Consider the following 19,468-nt stretch of genomic DNA (forward strand, 5'->3'; position numbering starts at 1 on the left):
TTACTTTGCGAGGGCTTTATGGCTCGTACTACAGCAATTAACCGCTACCGTAACATTGGTATCTGTGCCCACGTTGACGCGGGCAAGACCACCACTACCGAGCGGATCCTGTTCTACACAGGTCTGAGCCACAAGATGGGCGAGGTGCACGACGGCGCCGCGACCACCGACTGGATGGTGCAGGAGCAGGAGCGGGGTATCACCATTACCTCCGCTGCCGTGACCACCTTCTGGAAAGGTTCCGTTGGTCAGTACGACAACTACCGCGTAAACGTCATCGATACCCCCGGCCACGTTGACTTCACCATTGAAGTAGAACGTTCGCTGCGCGTACTCGACGGCGCGGTCGTTGTGTTCTGCGGCACCTCCGGTGTCGAGCCTCAGTCCGAAACCGTATGGCGTCAGGCCAACAAGTACGGTGTTCCACGTGTTGTCTACGTGAACAAGATGGACCGTGCAGGTGCCAACTTCCTGCGCGTCGTAGGTCAGATCAAGAACCGTCTGGGCCACACTCCGGTTCCGGTTCAGCTGGCCATCGGTTCGGAAGATAACTTCCAGGGTCAGGTCGACCTGATCAAGATGAAGGCTATCTACTGGAACGACGACGACAAGGGCACCACCTACCGCGAGGAAGAAATTCCTGCGGACATGCTTGAGCTGGCTCAAGAGTGGCGCAACAACATGGTCGAAGCTGCTGCTGAAGCCAACGAAGAGCTGATGAACAAGTACCTGGAAGGCGGTGAGCTCACCGTTGACGAGATCAAGGCAGGCCTGCGCGCGCGCACCCTGGCCAGCGAGATCGTTCCAGCTGTTTGCGGTTCGTCGTTCAAGAACAAGGGTGTTCCCCTGGTTCTCGACGCCGTCATCGACTACCTGCCTGCTCCTACCGAGATTCCTGCCATCCAGGGTATCAACCCGGACGACAAGGATCTGGACAAGGAAGATCCGGCTGTTCGTAAAGACGAGCGTCACGCCGACGACAACGAGCCGTTCTCGGCCCTGGCGTTCAAGATCGCGACCGACCCGTTCGTAGGTACTCTGACCTTTGTTCGCGTCTACTCGGGTGTTCTGAGCTCCGGCGACTCCGTGATCAACTCGGTGAAAGGCAAGAAAGAGCGCGTTGGTCGTATGGTGCAGATGCACGCCAACCAGCGTGAAGAGATCAAGGAAGTGCGCGCTGGTGACATCGCCGCCCTGATCGGTATGAAAGACGTGACCACCGGTGAAACCCTGTGCAACGCCGATCATCCAATCATCCTTGAGCGTATGGACTTCCCTGAGCCGGTAATCTCCCTGTCCGTCGAGCCGAAAACCAAGGCTGACCAGGAGAAGATGGGTATCGCACTGGGCAAGCTGGCCCAGGAAGACCCGTCGTTCCGCGTCAAGACCGACGAAGAAACCGGCCAGACCATCATCTCCGGTATGGGTGAGCTGCACCTGGACATCCTCGTTGACCGCATGAAGCGCGAATTCAACGTCGAAGCCAACATCGGTAAGCCTCAGGTTTCGTACCGCGAGAAGATCACCAAGTCCAACGTTGAGATCGAAGGCAAGTTCGTTCGTCAGTCGGGTGGTCGTGGTCAGTTCGGTCACTGCTGGATCCGTTTCTCGGAGCCGGAAGTGGACGAAAAAGGCAACATCACCGAAGGTCTGGTGTTTACCAACGAAGTCGTTGGTGGTGTGATTCCGAAGGAATTCATCGCCCCGATCCAGAAGGGTATCGAAGAGCAGATGAAGAACGGCGTCGTTGCCGGCTATCCTCTGATCGGCCTGAAGGCCACGGTATTCGACGGTTCGTACCACGACGTCGACTCCAACGAAATGGCGTTCAAGATCGCTGCATCGATGGCAACCAAGCAGCTGGCCCAGAAGGGTGGCGGCGTGGTTCTCGAGCCGATCATGAAGGTCGAAGTTGTAACCCCGGAAGACTACCTGGGTGACGTGATGGGTGACCTGAACCGTCGTCGTGGTCTGGTACAGGGTATGGATGAGTCGGTCTCTGGCCGCGTCGTCCGCGCTGAAGTTCCGCTCGGGGAAATGTTCGGTTACGCGACCGACGTTCGTTCCATGTCTCAGGGTCGCGCAAGCTACTCCATGGAATTCTCCAAGTACGCTGAAGCTCCGTCGAACATCGTCGAAGCTCTCATTAAAAAACAAGGCTGATTCAGCCCCTTTAGGCTAGGAGTTCACTGTCGTGGCTAAAGAAAAATTTGATCGTTCCCTTCCCCACGTTAACGTCGGCACTATCGGCCACGTTGACCACGGTAAGACCACTCTGACCGCAGCTCTGACTCGCGTCTGCTCCGAAGTATTCGGTTCGGCAGTCGTTGAGTTCGACAAGATCGACTCGGCTCCGGAAGAAAAAGCGCGCGGTATCACCATCAACACCGCTCACGTTGAGTACAACTCGACCATTCGTCACTACGCTCACGTTGACTGCCCAGGTCACGCTGACTACGTGAAGAACATGATCACCGGTGCTGCCCAGATGGACGGCGCGATCCTGGTTTGCTCGGCCGCCGATGGTCCGATGCCACAAACCCGTGAGCACATCCTGCTGTCCCGTCAGGTTGGCGTTCCGTACATCGTGGTCTTCCTGAACAAGGCTGACCTGGTAGACGACGCTGAGCTGCTGGAACTGGTCGAGATGGAAGTTCGCGACCTGCTGTCCACCTACGACTTCCCAGGCGACGACACCCCGATCATCATCGGTTCGGCTCGTATGGCGCTGGAAGGCAAAGACGACAACGAAATGGGCACTACCGCTGTCAAGAAGCTGGTAGAGACTCTGGATTCCTACATCCCTGAGCCAGTTCGTGCCATCGACCAGCCTTTCCTGATGCCGATCGAAGACGTGTTCTCGATCTCGGGTCGTGGTACCGTTGTGACCGGCCGTATCGAGCGTGGTATCGTCCGCGTTCAGGATCCGCTGGAAATCGTTGGTCTGCGTGACACCACCACCACCACCTGCACCGGTGTTGAGATGTTCCGCAAGCTGCTGGACGAAGGCCGTGCTGGCGAGAACTGCGGCGTTCTGCTGCGTGGTACCAAGCGTGACGACGTTGAGCGTGGCCAGGTTCTGGTCAAGCCAGGTTCGGTCAAGCCGCACACCAAGTTCACCGCAGAAGTCTACGTTCTGTCGAAAGAAGAAGGCGGTCGTCACACTCCGTTCTTCAAAGGCTACCGTCCTCAGTTCTACTTCCGTACCACTGACGTGACCGGTAACTGCGAACTGCCGGAAGGCGTTGAAATGGTAATGCCAGGTGACAACATTCAGATGACTGTTACCCTGATCAAGACCATCGCAATGGAAGACGGTCTGCGCTTCGCTATCCGTGAAGGCGGTCGTACCGTCGGCGCCGGCGTCGTAGCCAAAATCATCGAGTAATCACTCGACCGATTGAAAAAGGCCCCCGCTCAGCGGGGGCTTTTTTTATTGGGTTGACACTAATTGGGGGCGTCTATAGAATCACGCCTCCTTTTAGCGGGCGTAGTGCGTCCGTTGGGAACAGCCTGGAGTCTGAAATCCAATGCAAAATCAGCAAATCCGTATCAGGTTGAAGGCTTTCGACCATCGCCTGATCGACCAATCCACCCAGGAAATCGTGGAAACCGCGAAACGTACTGGTGCACAAGTGCGTGGTCCAATTCCACTGCCTACCCGCAAAGAGCGTTTCACCGTTCTGGTCTCCCCGCACGTCAACAAAGACGCGCGTGACCAGTACGAGATTCGCACTCATAAGCGTGTTCTGGACATCGTCCAGCCAACGGATAAAACCGTTGATGCGCTGATGAAGCTTGATCTGGCGGCAGGTGTGGAAGTACAGATCAGCCTCGGCTAAGACTTCGGTCTGGTCGTGTAACGCTCTGAAATGGGCGGCCATAGCGGGTGAAAGCCCCGTACACTCATGAGGTTTACAACATGACTATTGGTGTAATCGGTCGCAAGTGCGGTATGACCCGCATTTTCACCGAAGAAGGTGTCTCCATTCCGGTCACGGTCATTGAGATCGAGCCGAATCGCGTCACCCAGTTCAAAACTGAAGAAACCGATGGCTACCGTGCAGTGCAAGTCACTGTCGGCGAGCGTCGTGCTTCGCGTGTGACTGCCGCTCAGGCAGGCCACTTCGCCAAGGCCAACGTTGCCGCTGGTCGCGGTGTTTGGGAGTTCCGTCTTGAAGAAGGCGATTTCCAGGCTGGCGATCTGATCAAAGCTGAACTCTTCACTGCAGGCCAGCTGGTAGACGTTACTGGTCAGTCCAAAGGTAAAGGCTTCGCCGGTACCATCAAGCGCTGGAACTTCCGTGGCCAGGACAACACCCACGGTAACTCCGTGTCGCACCGTGTCCCAGGTTCCATCGGCCAGTGCCAGACTCCTGGTCGTGTGTTCAAGGGCAAGAAGATGTCCGGTCACATGGGCGCCGAGCGCGTGACTGTTCAGTCCCTGGAAGTTGTTCGCGTAGACGCTGAGCGCAACCTGCTGCTGGTCAAGGGTGCCGTTCCAGGCGCTACTGGCGGCGACGTGGTTGTACGTCCAGCTGTCAAGGCTCGCGGTTAAGGGGAAACTGACATGCAACTTAATGTAAATGACGCTCAGGCGATCGAAGTTTCCGAACTGACTTTCGGTGGCGAATTCAACGAGACGCTGGTACACCAAGCAGTCGTGGCCTACATGGCCGGCGGCCGTCAGGGCACCAAGCAGCAAAAGACCCGTTCCGACGTGGCTGGTGGCGGTAAGCGCCCATGGCGTCAGAAGGGTACTGGCCGTGCTCGTGCTGGTACCACTCGTGGTCCGATCTGGCGTGGCGGTGGTGTAACCTTCGCAGCTCGCCCTCAAGATCACTCGCAGAAGCTCAACAAGAAGATGTACCGCGCAGCTCTGCGCTCCATCCTCGCTGAGCTGGTGCGTAGCGACCGTCTGGTCGTGGTTCAGGACTTCGCTGTTGAAGCGCCGAAAACCAAAGATCTGCTGAACAAGCTGAACGGCATGGGTCTGAGCGATGTGTTGATCGTTTCCGACGCTGTTGATCAGAACCTGTACCTGGCTGCTCGTAACCTGCCGCACGTCGACGTTCGTGACGTACAAGGTTCCGACCCGGTCAGTCTGATCGCATACGAGAAAGTGTTGATCACTGTCTCGGCCGTGAAGAAATTCGAGGAGCTGCTGGGATGAACCAGGAACGCGTATTCAAAGTCCTCCTTGGCCCGCACGTTTCCGAGAAGGCTACCGTTCTGGCTGAGAAGAAAGGCCAGTTCGTATTCAAGGTTGCTACTGACGCAACCAAGCTGGAAATCAAGAAAGCTGTCGAAGGCCTGTTCAACGTAAAAGTTGAAAACGTGTCGACCGTTAACGTTCTGGGTAAAACCAAGCGTACCGCACGTGGTCTGGGCAAGCGTAATGACTGGAAGAAGGCGATCGTCTCCCTTCAGCCAGGCCAAGATCTCGATTTCAGCAGCAGTGCTGAGTAAGGAAGGGGTGCATCATGGCAATCGTTAAATGCAAACCGACTTCCCCTGGCCGCCGTTTCGTGGTCAAGGTGGTCAACAAGGAGCTGCATAAAGGCGCTCCTCACGCACCGCTGCTCGAGAAAAAGTCGAAGTCTGGTGGTCGTAACAACAATGGCCGCATCACTACGCGTCACGTAGGTGGTGGTCATAAGCAGCATTACCGTCTGGTCGACTTCCGTCGCAACGACAAAGATGGCATCCCAGCCACTGTCGAGCGTATCGAATACGATCCAAACCGTACTGCTCACATCGCCCTGCTGTGCTACGCAGACGGTGAGCGTCGCTACATCATCGCCCCTAAAGGCGTGAGCGCTGGCGACCAGCTGATCGCAGGTGCCCTGGCCCCAATCAAGGCCGGCAACTCCCTGCAGCTGCGCAACATTCCAGTAGGTAGCACCATTCACGGCATCGAACTGAAGCCGGGTAAAGGTGCACAGATCGCTCGTTCCGCTGGTGCTTCGGCTCAGCTGATCGCTCGCGAAGGTGTCTACGTGACCCTGCGTCTGCGCTCTGGTGAAATGCGTAAAGTCCTGGCTGAGTGCCGTGCGACCCTGGGCGAAGTCTCGAACTCCGAGCACAGCCTGCGTTCGCTGGGTAAAGCTGGTGCCAAACGCTGGCGCGGCGTTCGCCCAACCGTTCGTGGTGTTGCCATGAACCCGGTTGACCACCCACATGGTGGTGGTGAAGGTCGTACCTCCGGTGGTCGTCATCCGGTATCGCCATGGGGCTTCCCAACCAAGGGTGCTAAAACCCGTGGTAATAAGCGTACCGACAACATGATCGTCCGTCGTCGCAAGTAACTAGAGGGATACGACAGTGCCACGTTCTCTGAAAAAAGGTCCTTTTATCGATCTTCACCTCTTGAAGAAGGTCGAAGTGGCGGTGGAGAAGAACGATCGCAAACCAGTTAAAACCTGGTCGCGTCGCTCGATGATCCTGCCACAAATGGTCGGTCTGACCATCGCGGTTCACAACGGTCGCCAGCATGTCCCAGTTCTCGTGAACGAAGACATGGTCGGCCACAAACTGGGCGAGTTCGCCGGTACCCGCACCTATCGCGGGCACGTGGCTGACAAGAAAGCCAAGCGTTAAGGGGTAAGGAAATGGAAGTAGCCGCTAAGTTGTCGGGCGCTCGAATCTCCGCCCAGAAAGCCCGCTTGGTCGCCGACCAGATCCGCGGGAAGAAGGTGGGCGAAGCGCTCAACCTGTTGGCCTTCAGCAGCAAAAAAGCCGCTGAAATCATGAAGAAAGTCCTCGAGTCGGCCGTAGCCAACGCCGAACACAACGAAGGCGCAGACGTTGATGACCTGAAGGTCTCCACCGTCTTCGTCAACGAAGGGCGTTCGCTGAAGCGCATCATGCCACGTGCCAAAGGCCGTGCTGATCGCATCGTCAAGCGGTCTTGCCATATCACTGTCAAGGTTGCGGACAAGTAACGGAGTCGATCAGATGGGTCAGAAAGTACATCCCACTGGCATTCGCCTGGGAATCGTCAAGGAGCACACCTCCGTCTGGTACGCAGACGGTGCTACTTACGCAGATTACCTGTTGAAGGATCTGAAAACGCGTGAGTACCTCCACGACAAACTAAAAAGCGCGTCCGTAAGCCGTATCGATATTCATCGTCCGGCTCAAACTGCACGCATCACCATCCACACCGCTCGTCCAGGTATCGTTATCGGGAAGAAAGGTGAGGATGTCGAGAAGCTGCGCCAGGACCTGACCAAGCAGATGGGTGTGCCTGTGCACATCAACATCGAAGAGATCCGCAAGCCGGAACTCGACGCCATGCTGGTTGCGCAAAGCGTAGCTCAGCAGCTGGAACGCCGCGTTATGTTCCGTCGCGCCATGAAGCGCGCAGTACAGAACGCCATGCGTATTGGTGCCAAGGGCATCAAGATCCAGGTGAGCGGTCGTCTCGGCGGCGCTGAGATTGCTCGTACCGAGTGGTATCGCGAAGGTCGTGTGCCTCTGCACACCCTGCGTGCCGATATCGACTACAACACCTACGAAGCTCACACCACTTACGGTGTGATCGGTGTGAAGGTTTGGATTTTCAAAGGCGAAGTTATTGGTGGTCGCCAAGAAGAACTGAAACCACAAGCACCAGCGCCTCGTAAAAAAGCTGCTAAGTAAGGGGTACGCCAAATGTTGCAACCTAAGCGTACAAAATTCCGTAAGCAGATGACTGGCCACAACCGTGGTCTGGCACTGCGCGGTAGCAAAGTCAGCTTCGGCGAGTTCGCCCTCAAAGCTGTTGCTCGCGGTCGCCTCACCGCTCGCCAGATCGAGTCCGCACGTCGTGCGCTGACCCGTCACGTAAAACGTGGCGGCAAGATCTGGATCCGTGTATTCCCGGACAAGCCGATCTCCAAGAAACCTCTCGAGGTTCGTATGGGTAAAGGTAAGGGTTCCGTTGAGTACTGGGTTGCCCAGATCCAACCAGGCAAAGTCCTGTACGAGATCGAGGGTGTTTCTGAAGAGCTGGCGCGCGAAGCTTTCGCTCTGGCCGCTGCGAAGCTGCCTCTCGCCACCTCCTTTGTTAAGCGGACGGTGATGTGATGAAAGCGAATGAACTTCGTGAAAAATCCGCACAGCAACTGAACGAGCAACTGCTCGGCTTGCTGCGCGACCAGTTCAATCTGCGTATGCAGAAAGCAACTGGCCAGTTGGGGCAGTCGCACCTGCTCTCGCAAGTCAAGCGTGACATCGCTCGCGTGAAGACTGTGCTCAACCAGCAGGCAGGTAAGTGATCATGGCTGAAGCTGAAAAAACCGTCCGTACGCTGACTGGCCGTGTCGTCAGCGACAAAATGGACAAGACCATCACCGTTCTGATCGAGCGTCGCGTAAAGCACCCGATCTACGGTAAATACGTTAAGCGTTCGACTAAGCTGCACGCGCACGACGAAACCAATCAGTGCAAGATCGGCGACAAGGTTTCCATTACCGAAACCCGTCCGATGGCCAAGACCAAGTCCTGGGCACTGGTTGAAGTCCTCGAACGCGCTGTTGAAGTCTAAGGGCTAGGGGTCGGAGAAATTTTATGATTCAGACTCAATCCATGCTCGATGTGGCCGATAACAGCGGCGCTCGTCGCGTCATGTGCATCAAGGTGCTCGGCGGTTCTCACCGCCGCTACGCCGGCATCGGTGACATCATCAAAGTTACCGTCAAGGAAGCGATTCCACGCGGTAAGGTCAAAAAAGGCCAAGTGATGACTGCTGTTGTCGTGCGCACCCGTCACGGTGTTCGTCGCGCTGACGGTTCCATCATTCGTTTCGACGGCAACGCTGCTGTTCTGCTGAACAACAAGCAAGAGCCGATCGGCACTCGCATCTTCGGGCCAGTGACCCGTGAACTTCGTACTGAGAAGTTCATGAAGATCGTCTCGCTCGCCCCTGAAGTGCTGTAAGGAGATCCGACATGCAAAAGATTCGTCGTGACGACGAGATCATCGTGATCGCCGGCAAAGACAAAGGTAAGCGCGGTAAGGTGCTGAAGGTTCTCGCTGACGACCGTCTGGTCATCGGTGGCGTGAACCTGGTCAAGCGTCATACCAAGCCTAACCCGATGGCGGGCGTTCAGGGCGGTATCGTCGAAAAAGAAGCGCCTCTGCACGCTTCCAACGTTGCCATCTTCAACGGTGAAACCAACAAGGCTGACCGCGTTGGTTTCAAAGTAGAAGACGGTAAGAAAATTCGTGTCTTCAAGTCGACCCAAAAAGCGGTTGATGCTTGAACACTGCTAGGTAGAAGACCATGGCACGACTGAAAGAGATTTACCGGAACGAGATCGCTCCTAAGCTTAAGGATGAACTTAAGCTGTCGAACGTGATGGAAGTTCCGCGCGTTACCAAAATCACCCTGAACATGGGTCTGGGCGAAGCGATCGGTGACAAGAAAGTCATCGAGCACGCTGTTGCCGACCTGGAAAAGATCACCGGTCAAAAGCCGGTCGTGACTTTCGCTCGCAAATCCATCGCTGGCTTCAAAGTCCGCGAAGGCTGGCCGATCGGCGTCAAGGTGACCCTGCGTAGCGACAAGATGTACGAATTCCTGGACCGCCTGCTGGCGATCTCCCTGCCTCGGGTTCGCGACTTCCGCGGCCTGAATGCCAAGTCCTTCGACGGTCGTGGCAACTACAGCATGGGCGTGAAAGAGCAGATCATCTTCCCGGAAATCGACTACGACAAGATCGATGCTCTGCGCGGTTTGGACATCACCCTGACCACCACTGCTCGTTCGGACGACGAAGGCCGCGCTCTGCTGCGTGCTTTCAAGTTCCCGTTCCGCAACTGATTGGAGTAGGAAAATGGCCAAGAAGAGCATGAAAAACCGTGAGCTGAAGCGTCAGCAAACGGTAGCCAAGTACGCTAAAAAGCGCGCTGAGCTGAAAGCGACCATCGTCAATCTGAACGCCTCTCCTGAAGAGCGTTTCGCTGCCGTTGTCGCTCTGCAGAAGCAGCCGCGCGATGCTAGCGCTGCCCGCCTGCGCAACCGTTGCCGCCTGACCGGTCGTCCTCACGGTGTATACCGTAAGTTCGGCCTGGGCCGTAACATGCTGCGCCAAGCGGCAATGCGTGGCGACGTACCAGGTCTGGTCAAGGCCTCCTGGTAATCGCTGCAGGTTGAGTCATCGGCGTAGGCGGTTAATCTTCCGACCGCCGGTGACTCTTCCCACGAACAAGCCCCTACATGGGGCTTGTTTCGTTTCTGGCTTGTGTCTAGAATGACCGGCTCACCTGAGCCTGGGCTTCGTGCCCTGCCTGTTTGGGTGGTTGTGATAGCCGCAAGGCTAATAATTCTTGTATCAGGAGCATCTAGCCCATGAGTATGCAGGACCCGTTAGCGGACATGCTAACTCGCATCCGTAATGCCCAGATGGCTGAAAAGTCCGTCGTAAGCATGCCTTCCTCCACCCTGAAGGTCGCGGTTGCCAAAGTTCTGAAAGATGAAGGTTACATCGCTGGTTACCAGGTAACCGGTGAGGCCAAGCCTTCCCTGTCGATCGAACTGAAGTACTTCGAAGGCCGTCCGGTCATCGAGGAACTGAAGCGCTCCAGCCGTCCAGGCCTGCGCCAGTACAAGTCCGTCACAGATCTGCCGAAAGTACGTGGCGGCCTGGGCGTGTCTATCGTCTCCACCAACAAAGGTGTGATGACTGACCGCGCTGCGCGCGCTGCCGGTGTCGGCGGCGAAGTTCTGTGCACAGTGTTCTAAGGGGAGATAGGCATGTCTCGCGTCGCTAAGAACCCCGTTAAGCTGCCAGCAGGCGTCGAAGTAAAATTCGCCGGCCAGCAGCTTTCGGTGAAGGGTGCCAAGGGCACTCTCGAACTGAACGTTCACTCGTCTGTTGAAGTTACCGAAGAGTCCGGCGAACTGCGCTTCGTCGCTCGCAACGGTGATCAGCAAGCTCGCGCCATGGCCGGTACTACCCGCGCTCTGGTGAACAACATGGTCCAAGGCGTAAGCCAAGGCTTCGAGCGCAAGCTCCAGCTGGTCGGTGTTGGTTACAAGGCACAGGCAAAAGGCACCGTCCTGAACCTGGCTCTGGGCTTCTCGCATCCAGTGGACTACGAACTGCCAGCCGGTATCACCGCAGAAACCCCAAGCCAGACCGACATCCTGATCAAGGGTATCGATAAGCAGCTGGTGGGTCAGGTGGCCGCTGAAATCCGCGATTTCCGTCCGCCAGAGCCTTACAAAGGCAAGGGTGTGCGTTACGCGGACGAAGTAGTCCGTCGTAAAGAAGCCAAGAAGAAGTAGGGCCTAGCAAATGACCGACAAAAAAGTTACTCGACTGCGTCGCGCTCGCAAAGCACGTCTCAAGATGCACGAACTCGAAGTCGTGCGCCTGTGCGTGTTCCGCTCCTCGCAGCACATCTACGCCCAGGTCATTTCGGCCGACGGCAGCAAGGTTCTGGCAAGCGCCTCGACCTTGGACAAAGACCTGCGTGATGGCGCCACTGGCAACATCGACGCGGCCACTAAGGTTGGCAAGCTGGTAGCTGAGCGCGCGAAAGCCGCCGGTGTATCTCAAGTTGCCTTTGACCGTTCCGGCTTCAAGTACCATGGCCGCGTCAAAGCGCTGGCTGATGCTGCTCGTGAAGGCGGGCTGGAGTTCTAAGTTATGGCAAATAACGATCAAAAGCGCGACGAAGGCTACATCGAGAAGCTGGTTCAAGTTAACCGCGTTGCCAAAACCGTAAAAGGCGGCCGTATCTTCACCTTCACCGCGCTGACCGTGGTGGGTGATGGCAAGGGTCGTGTTGGCTTTGGCCGTGGCAAGTCGCGCGAAGTACCTGCCGCGATCCAGAAAGCCATGGAAGCTGCTCGCCGCAACATGATTCAGGTTGACCTGAAGGGCACCACCCTGCAGTACGCCACCAAGGCTGCCCACGGCGCCTCGAAGGTTTACATGCAGCCTGCCTCGGAAGGTACCGGTATCATCGCCGGTGGCGCAATGCGTGCTGTCCTGGAAGTTGCTGGCGTTCAGAACGTTCTGGCCAAGTGCTACGGTTCGACCAACCCAGTGAACGTGGTTTACGCCACCTTCAAGGGTCTGAAAGCCATGCAATCTCCTGAATCCATTGCTGCCAAGCGCGGCAAGAGCGTCGAGGAGATCTTCTGATCATGGCAACCGTTAAAGTAACGCTGATCAAGAGCACCGCCGGCCGTCTGCCTAACCACATTCTGTGCGTTAAAGGCCTGGGTCTGCGTCGCATCGGTCACACTGTAGAAGTCCAGGATACTCCCGAGAACCGCGGGATGATCAACAAGGCTTACTACATGCTGAAGGTCGAGGGTTAATCGATGAAACTCAATGATCTGAGTCCAGCGCCGGGTTCCCGTCGCGAGAAGCATCGTCCGGGCCGTGGTATCGGTAGCGGTTTGGGTAAGACTGGTGGCCGTGGTCACAAAGGTCAGACCTCCCGTTCCGGTGGCACTATCGCTCCGGGCTTCGAAGGCGGTCAACAGCCGCTGCACCGTCGTCTGCCGAAGTTCGGCTTCGTTTCCCTGAAAGCCATGGACCGCGCAGAAGTGCGTCTGTCCGAATTGGCCAAAGTGGACGGCGACGTGATCTCCGTGCAATCCCTGAAGGATGCCAACGTGATCGGCCAGAACGTACAGCGTGTGAAAATCATGCTGTCTGGCGAAGTCACTCGCGCAGTCACCATCAAGGGTATCGCAGCCACCAAGGGTGCGCGTGCGGCTATCGAAGCAGCTGGCGGCAAGTTCGAGGAATAAATGGCTAAGCAAGGTGCTCTCTCTTCGCTCGGTAAGGGCGGGATGTCGGAACTCTGGGCTCGTCTGCGCTTTCTGTTCATGGCGATCATCGTCTATCGGATAGGTGCACATATCCCGGTTCCCGGCATCAATCCGGACCGTCTGGCGGATCTGTTTCGGCAGAATGAGGGGACCATTCTTAGCTTGTTCAACATGTTTTCCGGTGGCGCGCTTGAGCGCATGAGCATCTTTGCATTGGGGATCATGCCGTACATTTCGGCATCGATCATCATGCAGCTGATGACTGCGGTCAGCCCGCAACTGGAGCAGTTGAAGAAGGAAGGTGAAGCTGGCCGTCGCAAGATCAGCCAGTACACCCGCTACGGCACCGTTATCCTGGCGCTGGTTCAAGCCATTGGCATGTCCATTGGCCTGGCCAACCAGGGCGTGGCGTTTTCTGTAGGCCTCGGCTTCCATGTCGTTGCCGTCTCCACCTTCGTGGCAGGCGCGATGTTCATGATGTGGCTGGGTGAGCAGATCACCGAGCGCGGTGTGGGCAACGGTATCTCGATGTTGATCTTCGCAGGTATCGTTGCCGGTCTTCCGAGAGCAATCGGGCAGTCTTTCGAGTCTGCGCGTACGGGTGATATCAACATTTTCGCCCTGGTCGCTATCGGTTTGCTTGCAGTAGCGATCATCGGTTTTGTGGTGTTTATTGAGCGTGGTCAGCGGCGTATCGCCGTTCATTACGCCAAGCGTCAGCAGGGCCGCAAGGTCTTCGCTGCGCAAACCAGCCACTTGCCGCTGAAGGTGAACATGGCAGGGGTAATCCCGGCCATTTTCGCGAGCAGCATCTTGCTGTTCCCGGCTTCGCTGGGTGCCTGGTTCGGTCAGTCCGAAGGTATGGGCTGGCTGCAGGACATCTCGCAGTCGATCGCTCCTGGTCAGCCGTTGAACATTCTGCTGTTTAGTGCAGGGATCATTTTCTTCTGCTTCTTCTACACAGCGTTGATGTTCAATCCGAAAGACGTAGCGGAAAACCTGAAGAAGTCCGGTGCCTTTATTCCGGGTATCCGTCCTGGTGAGCAGTCGGCGCGCTACATTGATGGCGTTCTGACTCGTCTGACCATGTTCGGTGCTCTTTACATGATGGCCGTCTGCCTTCTGCCCCAGTTCCTGGTGGTGGCAGCAAATGTGCCGTTCTACCTTGGCGGGACCTCGTTGCTGATTGTGGTAGTGGTTGTGATGGACTTCATGTCCCAAGTACAATCGCACCTCGTTTCGCACCAGTACGAATCCCTGATGAAGAAAGCCAACCTGAAAGGCTACGGTGGCAGCGGTTTGCTGCGCTGATACGCCCCTAAGGTTCGAGGAGTCGGTAATGAAAGTTCGTGCATCGGTGAAAAAGCTGTGCCGCAACTGCAAGATCATCCGTCGCGAAGGCGTCGTACGAGTGATCTGCAGCGCGGAACCGCGTCACAAACAGCGCCAAGGCTGAGTGTGATTCGCGCTTCAAACCCAGCAGCTAGTGTGCTGCTGGGTTGATTATTTGTTTCTACAGCGATATTATCTCGCGCCCTATTTCTTGGCTTCCGGGGCGTAGGTAGCTGTCAATTGGAGTCCCACTGAATGGCCCGTATTGCAGGCGTCAACATTCCAGATAACAAGCATACTGTTATCTCGCTGACCTACATCTATGGTGTCGGTCGCACTACTGCACAGAAAATCTGTGTGGATGCTGGTGTAAATCCAGCCGCTAAGATCAAGGATCTGAGCGACGAGCAAATCGAAACCCTGCGTGGCGAAGTCGCGAAGTTCACCACTGAAGGTGACCTGCGCCGTGACGTAAACATGAAGATCAAGCGCTTGATGGACCTGGGTTGCTATCGCGGCCTGCGTCATCGTAAAGGTCTGCCGGTTCGCGGTCAGCGCACCAAGACCAACGCACGCACCCGTAAGGGCCCGCGTAAGCCGATCCGCAAGTAATCGCCCAGGAATATAGACATGGCAAAACCTGCTGCTCGTCCTCGTAAAAAAGTCAAAAAGACAGTGGTTGATGGCATCGCCCACATCCACGCTTCTTTTAACAACACCATCGTGACCATCACCGACCGTCAGGGCAATGCTTTGTCCTGGGCGACCTCCGGTGGTTCGGGTTTCCGTGGTTCGCGCAAATCCACTCCGTTCGCAGCTCAGATCGCTGCTGAGCGTGCTGGTCAAGCTGCGCTGGAATACGGTCTGAAGAACCTCGACGTAAACGTCAAGGGTCCAGGTCCAGGTCGTGAGTCCGCCGTTCGTGCATTGAACAGCTGCGGCTACAAGATCGCCAGCATCACCGACGTGACGCCAATCCCGCATAACGGGTGCCGTCCGCCGAAGAAGCGTCGCGTGTAATCAGGAGACAGATAAATGGCACGTTACATTGGTCCAAAATGCAAACTGTCTCGTCGTGAAGGCACCGATCTGTTCCTGAAGAGCGGCGTTCGCGCTCTGGAATCGAAGTGCAACATCGAAGCAGCCCCAGGTATCCACGGCCAGCGCCGTGGCCGTCAGTCCGACTACGGTACCCAGCTGCGCGAGAAACAAAAAGTCCGTCGTATCTACGGTGTTCTGGAGCGTCAGTTCCGCGGTTACTACCAAGCTGCTGCCTCGAAAAAAGGCGCAACCGGTGAAAACCTGCTGCAACTGCTCGAGTGCCGTCTGGATAACGTCGTTTACCGTATGGGCTTCGGCTCGACTCGTTCCGAGTCCCGTCAGCTGGTTTCGCACAAAGCGATCAGCGTCAACGGTAAGACTGTAAACATTCCATCCTACCAAGTTCGTCCGGGTGACGTGGTCGCGGTTCGTGAGAAGTCGCTGAACCAGCTGCGCATTGTTCAAGCCCTTGAACTGTGTGCCCAGCGTGGCCGCGTTGAGTGGGTTGACGTGGATGCTGCCAAAAAGTCGGGCGTTTTCAAGAACGTTCCTGCTCGCAGCGACCTGTCTGCCGACATCAACGAAAACCTGATTGTCGAGCTCTACTCCAAGTAAGGGCTAGAAAATAGGTGCATCCATGCAGATTTCGGTAAATGAGTTCCTGACTCCCCGCCACATTGATGTGCAGGTAGTCAGTCCGACCCGCGCCAAGATCACGCTCGAGCCTCTCGAGCGTGGCTTCGGCCATACCCTGGGCAACGCGCTGCGCCGCATCCTGTTGTCCTCCATGCCTGGCTGTGCAGTAGTCGAGGCCGAGATCGATGGCGTACTCCACGAGTACTCCGCGATCGAAGGTGTACAGGAAGATGTCATTGAAATCCTGTTGAACCTGAAAGGCCTGGCTATCAAACTGCACGGTCGTGACGAAGTTACGCTGACCTTGTCGAAAAAGGGTTCGGGGGTGGTTACCGCTGCCGATATTCAGCTGGATCACGATGTCGAGATCGTCAACCCCGATCACGTAATCGCGAACCTGGCGTCGAATGGCGCCCTGAACATGAAGCTCACTGTAGCTCGTGGTCGCGGTTACGAGCCGGCCGACTCCCGTCAGACCGACGAAGACGAAAGCCGTAGCATTGGCCGTCTGCAGTTGGACGCTTCGTTCAGCCCTGTGCGTCGTATCGCCTATGTGGTCGAAAACGCACGTGTTGAACAGCGTACCAACTTGGACAAGCTGGTCATTGATCTGGAAACCAACGGCACCCTGGATCCTGAAGAGGCTATCCGCCGCGCCGCGACCATCCTGCAACAGCAGCTGGCCGCGTTCGTCGACCTCAAAGGTGACAGTGAGCCTGTCGTAGTCGAGCAGGAAGACGAGATCGATCCGATCCTGCTACGTCCGGTTGACGACCTGGAACTGACTGTACGTTCGGCCAACTGCCTGAAGGCGGAGAACATCTACTACATCGGCGACCTGATTCAGCGTACCGAAGTAGAGCTGTTGAAGACTCCTAACCTCGGCAAGAAGTCCCTGACTGAAATCAAGGACGTCCTGGCCTCTCGTGGTCTGTCTCTCGGCATGCGCCTCGACAACTGGCCGCCTGCAAGTCTTAAGAAAGACGACAAGGCGACCGCCTGATCGTCGTAATCACCGAACGTAGTGTTTGGTAAGGAATGAATCATGCGTCATCGTAAAAGTGGACGTCACCTGAGCCGTACCAGCTCTCACCGCAAGGCTATGTTCCAGAACATGGCAGTGTCGTTGATCGAGCACGAGCTGATCAAAACCACCCTGCCGAAAGCCAAGGAACTGCGTCGCGTTGCCGAGCCGCTGATCACCCTGGCCAAGGAAGACAGCGTTGCCAACCGTCGTCTGGCCTTCGACCGTACCCGTTCGAAGTCCGCCGTTGGTAAACTGTTCAACGATCTGGGCAAGCGCTACGCCACCCGTCAGGGCGGCTACCTGCGCATCCTGAAGTGCGGTTTCCGCGCTGGCGACAACGCGCCAATGGCGTACGTCGAGCTGGTTGATCGTCCAGTCGGTGGTGCTGTAGAAGCTGCCGAGTAAGACGTTTTGTCTGCTACAAAGAACCGGGCCTAGTGCCCGGTTTTTTGTGTTTCAGGCCATTAACAATCTCTATTACATTCAGTAATTCAATGAATTTGTCGTTGCACGCGATCCTGCTGATAATTCTCCCAAGCCGACATACAGGCATTTGAGACTGATCGAGGAAAGCCCATGAGCAAAACGCTTACTACCGCCAGCGGTGCCCCTGTTGCGGATAACCAGAATTCCCGTACCGCAGGGCCACGTGGCCCCCTGCTGCTCGACGACTTCCACCTGATTGAGAAGCTCGCGCATTTCAACCGCGAAAACATCCCTGAGCGACGTGTGCATGCCAAAGGCTCTGGTGCTTACGGTACGTTCACGGTGACGCACGACATCACCCACCTCACCCGTGCGAAATTGTTCGACCAGGTGGGCAAGCAGACCGAAACGTTTCTGCGATTCTCCACCGTAGGTGGGGAGCGCGGCTCGGCCGATACAGAGCGTGACCCACGAGGTTTTGCGGTCAAGTTCTATACCGAAGAAGGCAACTGGGACATCGTCGGCAACAACACGCCGGTGTTCTTCATCCGTGATCCACTGAAGTTTCCAGACTTCATTCACACGCAAAAACGCCACCCTCAGACCAACCTGAAGAGTGCCCAGATGATGTGGGACTTCTGGTCTCATTCGCCGGAAGCGCTGCACCAGGTCACGATCTTGTTTTCGGACCGCGGCATTCCTGACGGCTATCGGCATATGCACGGCTTCGGTAGCCACACCTACAGCTTGATCAGCGCCGACGGTCAGCGTACATGGGTCAAATGGCACTTCAAGACTCAGCAGGGCATCAAGAATCTGGCGCCCGCTGAAGCTGCGCGTTTGGCCGGTACCGATCCGGACTACGCCCAGCGCGACCTGTACGAGGCAATCGAGCGTGGCGACCACCCACGCTGGACTGTATGCATCCAGGTCATGAGTGAAGCTGAGGCTGCGAACCGCCCCGAGAATCCGTTCGATGTGACCAAGACCTGGTCGCAGAAAGATTATCCGCTGATTGAAGTAGGCGTACTGGAGCTCAACCGCAACCCGCTGAACTACTTCGCTGAAGTTGAGCAGGCTGCCTTCGGGCCGAGCAATATGGTCCCTGGGGTGGGGCTGTCACCTGATCGCATGCTGCAAGGCCGGGTGTTTGCTTATGCCGATGCCCACCGCTATCGGGTAGGCACCAACCATCAGCAATTGCCGGTGAACGCGCCCCGCTGTGCGGTCAATAGCTACCAGCGTGATGGCTCGATGGCGATGGGTGCCTACGGAGGAGCACCCAATTATGAGCCCAACAGCTACGCCGATGCTCCCAAGCAATCGCCGCGTCATGCAGAGCCCGGGCTTGCGCTTAGCGGTTTGGCCGATCGGTATGATCATCGCGAGGACACTGATTACTTCAGCCACGCGGGCGCCCTGTTCCGGTTGATGAGCCAGGCGCAGCAGGAGCTGCTGGTCAGCAACATCGCCGGGGCAATGGCCGGCGTGACCGACGATGTGATCCAGCGTCAATTGCAGTACTTCTTCAAAGCCGATCCCGCTTACGGGGCGGGTGTCGCTAAGGCGCTTGGAATGAATATCGCCTAAGTCGAAGTGATAAGAATAACCGCCCTCATTTGGGCGGTTTTTCAATGAATATCACTACCGTTTGCCTGATTTTTTCCATTGAATCGCGCGTTTTTCAGTGACCAGGCGCACAACGTGGTTCACACTATGCGGCATACACGCTTCCATATGGAGAACCCCGGCGATGCAAGGCCACCCAGACGTCATCAATTACCTCGTCATGCTGTTGAAGGGCGAACTGGCCGCACGTGACCAGTACTTCATTCACTCGCGCATGTACGAAGACTGGGGCCTTACCAAGCTCTACGAGCGCATCAACCATGAGATGGAGGAAGAGGCTCAGCATGCTGACGCCTTGATGCGCCGCATTCTCATGCTCGAGGGCACCCCAGACATGCGGGCCGATGACCTTGAAGTGGGCACCACCGTGCCTGAGATGATCGAAGCTGATTTAAAGCTGGAATACAAAGTGCGAGCGGCGCTTTGCAAGGGGATCGAGTTGTGCGAACTGCACAAGGATTATGTGAGCCGTGACATTCTGCGCGCGCAACTGGCCGATACCGAAGAGGATCACACCTATTGGCTTGAGAAGCAGCAAGGCTTGATCAAGGCGATCGGTCTGCAGAATTATCTGCAATCACAGATGTAATGCCTTGATT

At 56.4% G+C, this 19,468-nt stretch carries 32 protein-coding genes; all 32 read left to right on the forward strand.

The genetic code is table 11. The annotated features are described in order from the left end of the window. The first annotated feature begins 18 nt into the window (after positions 1-18). The 32 genes from fusA (at position 19) to bfr (ending at position 19,458) form a co-directional block, all read left to right on the forward strand. Entirely contained in the window at positions 19-2,163 is a 2,145-nt protein-coding gene (gene fusA / locus ACK59L_RS06305) for an elongation factor G (RefSeq protein WP_058606003.1), read from the forward strand. 31 nt (positions 2,164-2,194) lie between these two features. Next, positions 2,195-3,388: an elongation factor Tu gene (tuf, locus tag ACK59L_RS06310; protein WP_038411791.1), complete on the forward strand. Its 1,194-nt coding sequence runs from the start codon at positions 2,195-2,197 to the stop codon at positions 3,386-3,388. Positions 3,389-3,530: 142 nt separating this feature from the next. Beyond that, a complete protein-coding gene (rpsJ, locus tag ACK59L_RS06315; protein ID WP_003186070.1) occupies positions 3,531-3,842 on the forward strand; it encodes a 30S ribosomal protein S10 in 312 nt (103 codons plus the stop codon). A gap of 80 nt (positions 3,843-3,922) precedes the next feature. Then, positions 3,923-4,558, forward strand: coding sequence for a 50S ribosomal protein L3 (gene rplC, locus ACK59L_RS06320; RefSeq protein WP_003257089.1), 636 nt, complete (start codon positions 3,923-3,925; stop codon positions 4,556-4,558). A 12-nt stretch (positions 4,559-4,570) separates the two neighbouring features. Further along, positions 4,571-5,173, forward strand: coding sequence for a 50S ribosomal protein L4 (rplD, locus tag ACK59L_RS06325; protein ID WP_003255485.1), 603 nt, complete (start codon positions 4,571-4,573; stop codon positions 5,171-5,173). Continuing rightward, the gene (gene rplW / locus ACK59L_RS06330; protein ID WP_003255484.1) at positions 5,170-5,469 is read left to right on the forward strand and encodes a 50S ribosomal protein L23; all 300 of its coding nucleotides are present in this window, start codon (positions 5,170-5,172) and stop codon (positions 5,467-5,469) included. Before rplD ends, rplW begins: the two co-directional genes overlap by 4 nt. A gap of 14 nt (positions 5,470-5,483) precedes the next feature. Further along, positions 5,484-6,308: a 50S ribosomal protein L2 gene (rplB, locus tag ACK59L_RS06335; protein WP_027915105.1), complete on the forward strand. Its 825-nt coding sequence runs from the start codon at positions 5,484-5,486 to the stop codon at positions 6,306-6,308. 16 nt (positions 6,309-6,324) lie between these two features. Then, positions 6,325-6,600 (forward strand): 30S ribosomal protein S19, encoded by a 276-nt coding sequence (gene rpsS, locus ACK59L_RS06340; protein WP_003255482.1) that lies wholly within the window; start codon positions 6,325-6,327, stop codon positions 6,598-6,600. An 11-nt stretch (positions 6,601-6,611) separates the two neighbouring features. Next, positions 6,612-6,944 carry a 50S ribosomal protein L22 gene (gene rplV, locus ACK59L_RS06345; RefSeq protein WP_003103908.1) on the forward strand — a complete coding sequence of 111 codons (333 nt, stop codon included), beginning with the start codon at positions 6,612-6,614 and terminating at the stop codon, positions 6,942-6,944. 13 nt (positions 6,945-6,957) lie between these two features. Next, positions 6,958-7,644 (forward strand): 30S ribosomal protein S3, encoded by a 687-nt coding sequence (gene rpsC, locus ACK59L_RS06350; protein ID WP_023535026.1) that lies wholly within the window; start codon positions 6,958-6,960, stop codon positions 7,642-7,644. A gap of 12 nt (positions 7,645-7,656) precedes the next feature. After that, positions 7,657-8,070: a 50S ribosomal protein L16 gene (gene rplP, locus ACK59L_RS06355; protein WP_003255479.1), complete on the forward strand. Its 414-nt coding sequence runs from the start codon at positions 7,657-7,659 to the stop codon at positions 8,068-8,070. Continuing rightward, on the forward strand, positions 8,070-8,261 hold the full coding sequence (gene rpmC, locus ACK59L_RS06360) for a 50S ribosomal protein L29 (RefSeq protein WP_002555481.1): 192 nt from the start codon (positions 8,070-8,072) through the stop codon (positions 8,259-8,261). The genes rplP and rpmC overlap by 1 nt, the downstream gene beginning before the upstream one ends. A 2-nt stretch (positions 8,262-8,263) precedes the next feature. After that, positions 8,264-8,530 carry a 30S ribosomal protein S17 gene (gene rpsQ / locus ACK59L_RS06365; RefSeq protein WP_409272498.1) on the forward strand — a complete coding sequence of 89 codons (267 nt, stop codon included), beginning with the start codon at positions 8,264-8,266 and terminating at the stop codon, positions 8,528-8,530. A gap of 23 nt (positions 8,531-8,553) precedes the next feature. Beyond that, positions 8,554-8,922, forward strand: coding sequence for a 50S ribosomal protein L14 (rplN, locus tag ACK59L_RS06370; protein ID WP_002555479.1), 369 nt, complete (start codon positions 8,554-8,556; stop codon positions 8,920-8,922). An 11-nt stretch (positions 8,923-8,933) separates the two neighbouring features. Further along, entirely contained in the window at positions 8,934-9,248 is a 315-nt protein-coding gene (gene rplX / locus ACK59L_RS06375; RefSeq protein WP_003255476.1) for a 50S ribosomal protein L24, read from the forward strand. 20 nt (positions 9,249-9,268) lie between these two features. Then, positions 9,269-9,808, forward strand: coding sequence for a 50S ribosomal protein L5 (gene rplE, locus ACK59L_RS06380; protein WP_023535025.1), 540 nt, complete (start codon positions 9,269-9,271; stop codon positions 9,806-9,808). A gap of 13 nt (positions 9,809-9,821) precedes the next feature. Continuing rightward, a complete protein-coding gene (rpsN, locus tag ACK59L_RS06385) occupies positions 9,822-10,127 on the forward strand; it encodes a 30S ribosomal protein S14 (protein ID WP_023534988.1) in 306 nt (101 codons plus the stop codon). Positions 10,128-10,336: 209 nt separating this feature from the next. Then, a complete protein-coding gene (rpsH, locus tag ACK59L_RS06390; RefSeq protein ID WP_008089805.1) occupies positions 10,337-10,729 on the forward strand; it encodes a 30S ribosomal protein S8 in 393 nt (130 codons plus the stop codon). A 12-nt stretch (positions 10,730-10,741) separates the two neighbouring features. Then, positions 10,742-11,275 carry a 50S ribosomal protein L6 gene (gene rplF / locus ACK59L_RS06395; RefSeq protein WP_009681972.1) on the forward strand — a complete coding sequence of 178 codons (534 nt, stop codon included), beginning with the start codon at positions 10,742-10,744 and terminating at the stop codon, positions 11,273-11,275. Positions 11,276-11,285: 10 nt separating this feature from the next. Continuing rightward, positions 11,286-11,636, forward strand: coding sequence for a 50S ribosomal protein L18 (gene rplR / locus ACK59L_RS06400; RefSeq protein ID WP_008089801.1), 351 nt, complete (start codon positions 11,286-11,288; stop codon positions 11,634-11,636). Positions 11,637-11,639: 3 nt separating this feature from the next. Further along, the gene (gene rpsE, locus ACK59L_RS06405) at positions 11,640-12,140 is read left to right on the forward strand and encodes a 30S ribosomal protein S5 (RefSeq protein WP_003255465.1); all 501 of its coding nucleotides are present in this window, start codon (positions 11,640-11,642) and stop codon (positions 12,138-12,140) included. Positions 12,141-12,142: 2 nt separating this feature from the next. Continuing rightward, on the forward strand, positions 12,143-12,319 hold the full coding sequence (rpmD, locus tag ACK59L_RS06410) for a 50S ribosomal protein L30 (RefSeq protein WP_023535007.1): 177 nt from the start codon (positions 12,143-12,145) through the stop codon (positions 12,317-12,319). Between the two features lie 3 nt (positions 12,320-12,322). Continuing rightward, positions 12,323-12,757 (forward strand): 50S ribosomal protein L15, encoded by a 435-nt coding sequence (rplO, locus tag ACK59L_RS06415; protein ID WP_023535012.1) that lies wholly within the window; start codon positions 12,323-12,325, stop codon positions 12,755-12,757. After that, a complete protein-coding gene (gene secY, locus ACK59L_RS06420) occupies positions 12,758-14,089 on the forward strand; it encodes a preprotein translocase subunit SecY (protein WP_003257108.1) in 1,332 nt (443 codons plus the stop codon). A gap of 28 nt (positions 14,090-14,117) precedes the next feature. Beyond that, a complete protein-coding gene (rpmJ, locus tag ACK59L_RS06425) occupies positions 14,118-14,234 on the forward strand; it encodes a 50S ribosomal protein L36 (protein ID WP_002555468.1) in 117 nt (38 codons plus the stop codon). A gap of 131 nt (positions 14,235-14,365) precedes the next feature. Then, positions 14,366-14,722: a 30S ribosomal protein S13 gene (gene rpsM, locus ACK59L_RS06430; RefSeq protein ID WP_009681976.1), complete on the forward strand. Its 357-nt coding sequence runs from the start codon at positions 14,366-14,368 to the stop codon at positions 14,720-14,722. Between the two features lie 18 nt (positions 14,723-14,740). Continuing rightward, positions 14,741-15,130 carry a 30S ribosomal protein S11 gene (gene rpsK / locus ACK59L_RS06435; protein ID WP_003255454.1) on the forward strand — a complete coding sequence of 130 codons (390 nt, stop codon included), beginning with the start codon at positions 14,741-14,743 and terminating at the stop codon, positions 15,128-15,130. A 15-nt stretch (positions 15,131-15,145) separates the two neighbouring features. Next, positions 15,146-15,766: a 30S ribosomal protein S4 gene (gene rpsD, locus ACK59L_RS06440; protein ID WP_003257114.1), complete on the forward strand. Its 621-nt coding sequence runs from the start codon at positions 15,146-15,148 to the stop codon at positions 15,764-15,766. A 22-nt stretch (positions 15,767-15,788) separates the two neighbouring features. Then, positions 15,789-16,790 carry a DNA-directed RNA polymerase subunit alpha gene (locus ACK59L_RS06445; RefSeq protein ID WP_003255452.1) on the forward strand — a complete coding sequence of 334 codons (1,002 nt, stop codon included), beginning with the start codon at positions 15,789-15,791 and terminating at the stop codon, positions 16,788-16,790. Positions 16,791-16,832: 42 nt separating this feature from the next. Then, positions 16,833-17,219, forward strand: coding sequence for a 50S ribosomal protein L17 (gene rplQ / locus ACK59L_RS06450; RefSeq protein ID WP_003255451.1), 387 nt, complete (start codon positions 16,833-16,835; stop codon positions 17,217-17,219). Between the two features lie 171 nt (positions 17,220-17,390). Then, the gene (locus tag ACK59L_RS06455; protein ID WP_196135511.1) at positions 17,391-18,830 is read left to right on the forward strand and encodes a catalase; all 1,440 of its coding nucleotides are present in this window, start codon (positions 17,391-17,393) and stop codon (positions 18,828-18,830) included. 163 nt (positions 18,831-18,993) lie between these two features. Then, positions 18,994-19,458, forward strand: a complete 465-nt coding sequence (gene bfr, locus ACK59L_RS06460; RefSeq protein ID WP_023534970.1) for a bacterioferritin — start codon at positions 18,994-18,996, stop codon at positions 19,456-19,458. The last annotated feature ends 10 nt before the right edge of the window (positions 19,459-19,468 follow it).

The organism is Pseudomonas sp. KCJK9111 (assembly GCF_046231935.1).
GTDB classification, from domain to species: Bacteria; Pseudomonadota; Gammaproteobacteria; order Pseudomonadales; family Pseudomonadaceae; genus Aquipseudomonas; species Aquipseudomonas parafulva_B.

Coding starts and splice junctions, on each gene's coding strand:
- fusA (WP_058606003.1), top strand. CDS start 19: ATGGCTCGTACTACAGCAATTAACCGCTACCGTAACATTGGTATCTGT.
- rpsJ (WP_003186070.1), top strand. CDS start 3,531: ATGCAAAATCAGCAAATCCGTATCAGGTTGAAGGCTTTCGACCATCGC.
- rplC (WP_003257089.1), top strand. CDS start 3,923: ATGACTATTGGTGTAATCGGTCGCAAGTGCGGTATGACCCGCATTTTC.
- rplD (WP_003255485.1), top strand. CDS start 4,571: ATGCAACTTAATGTAAATGACGCTCAGGCGATCGAAGTTTCCGAACTG.
- rplW (WP_003255484.1), top strand. CDS start 5,170: ATGAACCAGGAACGCGTATTCAAAGTCCTCCTTGGCCCGCACGTTTCC.
- rplB (WP_027915105.1), top strand. CDS start 5,484: ATGGCAATCGTTAAATGCAAACCGACTTCCCCTGGCCGCCGTTTCGTG.
- rplV (WP_003103908.1), top strand. CDS start 6,612: ATGGAAGTAGCCGCTAAGTTGTCGGGCGCTCGAATCTCCGCCCAGAAA.
- rpsC (WP_023535026.1), top strand. CDS start 6,958: ATGGGTCAGAAAGTACATCCCACTGGCATTCGCCTGGGAATCGTCAAG.
- rplP (WP_003255479.1), top strand. CDS start 7,657: ATGTTGCAACCTAAGCGTACAAAATTCCGTAAGCAGATGACTGGCCAC.
- rpmC (WP_002555481.1), top strand. CDS start 8,070: ATGAAAGCGAATGAACTTCGTGAAAAATCCGCACAGCAACTGAACGAG.
- rpsQ (WP_409272498.1), top strand. CDS start 8,264: ATGGCTGAAGCTGAAAAAACCGTCCGTACGCTGACTGGCCGTGTCGTC.
- rplN (WP_002555479.1), top strand. CDS start 8,554: ATGATTCAGACTCAATCCATGCTCGATGTGGCCGATAACAGCGGCGCT.
- rplX (WP_003255476.1), top strand. CDS start 8,934: ATGCAAAAGATTCGTCGTGACGACGAGATCATCGTGATCGCCGGCAAA.
- rplE (WP_023535025.1), top strand. CDS start 9,269: ATGGCACGACTGAAAGAGATTTACCGGAACGAGATCGCTCCTAAGCTT.
- rpsN (WP_023534988.1), top strand. CDS start 9,822: ATGGCCAAGAAGAGCATGAAAAACCGTGAGCTGAAGCGTCAGCAAACG.
- rpsH (WP_008089805.1), top strand. CDS start 10,337: ATGAGTATGCAGGACCCGTTAGCGGACATGCTAACTCGCATCCGTAAT.
- rplF (WP_009681972.1), top strand. CDS start 10,742: ATGTCTCGCGTCGCTAAGAACCCCGTTAAGCTGCCAGCAGGCGTCGAA.
- rplR (WP_008089801.1), top strand. CDS start 11,286: ATGACCGACAAAAAAGTTACTCGACTGCGTCGCGCTCGCAAAGCACGT.
- rpsE (WP_003255465.1), top strand. CDS start 11,640: ATGGCAAATAACGATCAAAAGCGCGACGAAGGCTACATCGAGAAGCTG.
- rpmD (WP_023535007.1), top strand. CDS start 12,143: ATGGCAACCGTTAAAGTAACGCTGATCAAGAGCACCGCCGGCCGTCTG.
- rplO (WP_023535012.1), top strand. CDS start 12,323: ATGAAACTCAATGATCTGAGTCCAGCGCCGGGTTCCCGTCGCGAGAAG.
- secY (WP_003257108.1), top strand. CDS start 12,758: ATGGCTAAGCAAGGTGCTCTCTCTTCGCTCGGTAAGGGCGGGATGTCG.
- rpmJ (WP_002555468.1), top strand. CDS start 14,118: ATGAAAGTTCGTGCATCGGTGAAAAAGCTGTGCCGCAACTGCAAGATC.
- rpsM (WP_009681976.1), top strand. CDS start 14,366: ATGGCCCGTATTGCAGGCGTCAACATTCCAGATAACAAGCATACTGTT.
- rpsK (WP_003255454.1), top strand. CDS start 14,741: ATGGCAAAACCTGCTGCTCGTCCTCGTAAAAAAGTCAAAAAGACAGTG.
- rpsD (WP_003257114.1), top strand. CDS start 15,146: ATGGCACGTTACATTGGTCCAAAATGCAAACTGTCTCGTCGTGAAGGC.
- ACK59L_RS06445 (WP_003255452.1), top strand. CDS start 15,789: ATGCAGATTTCGGTAAATGAGTTCCTGACTCCCCGCCACATTGATGTG.
- rplQ (WP_003255451.1), top strand. CDS start 16,833: ATGCGTCATCGTAAAAGTGGACGTCACCTGAGCCGTACCAGCTCTCAC.
- ACK59L_RS06455 (WP_196135511.1), top strand. CDS start 17,391: ATGAGCAAAACGCTTACTACCGCCAGCGGTGCCCCTGTTGCGGATAAC.
- bfr (WP_023534970.1), top strand. CDS start 18,994: ATGCAAGGCCACCCAGACGTCATCAATTACCTCGTCATGCTGTTGAAG.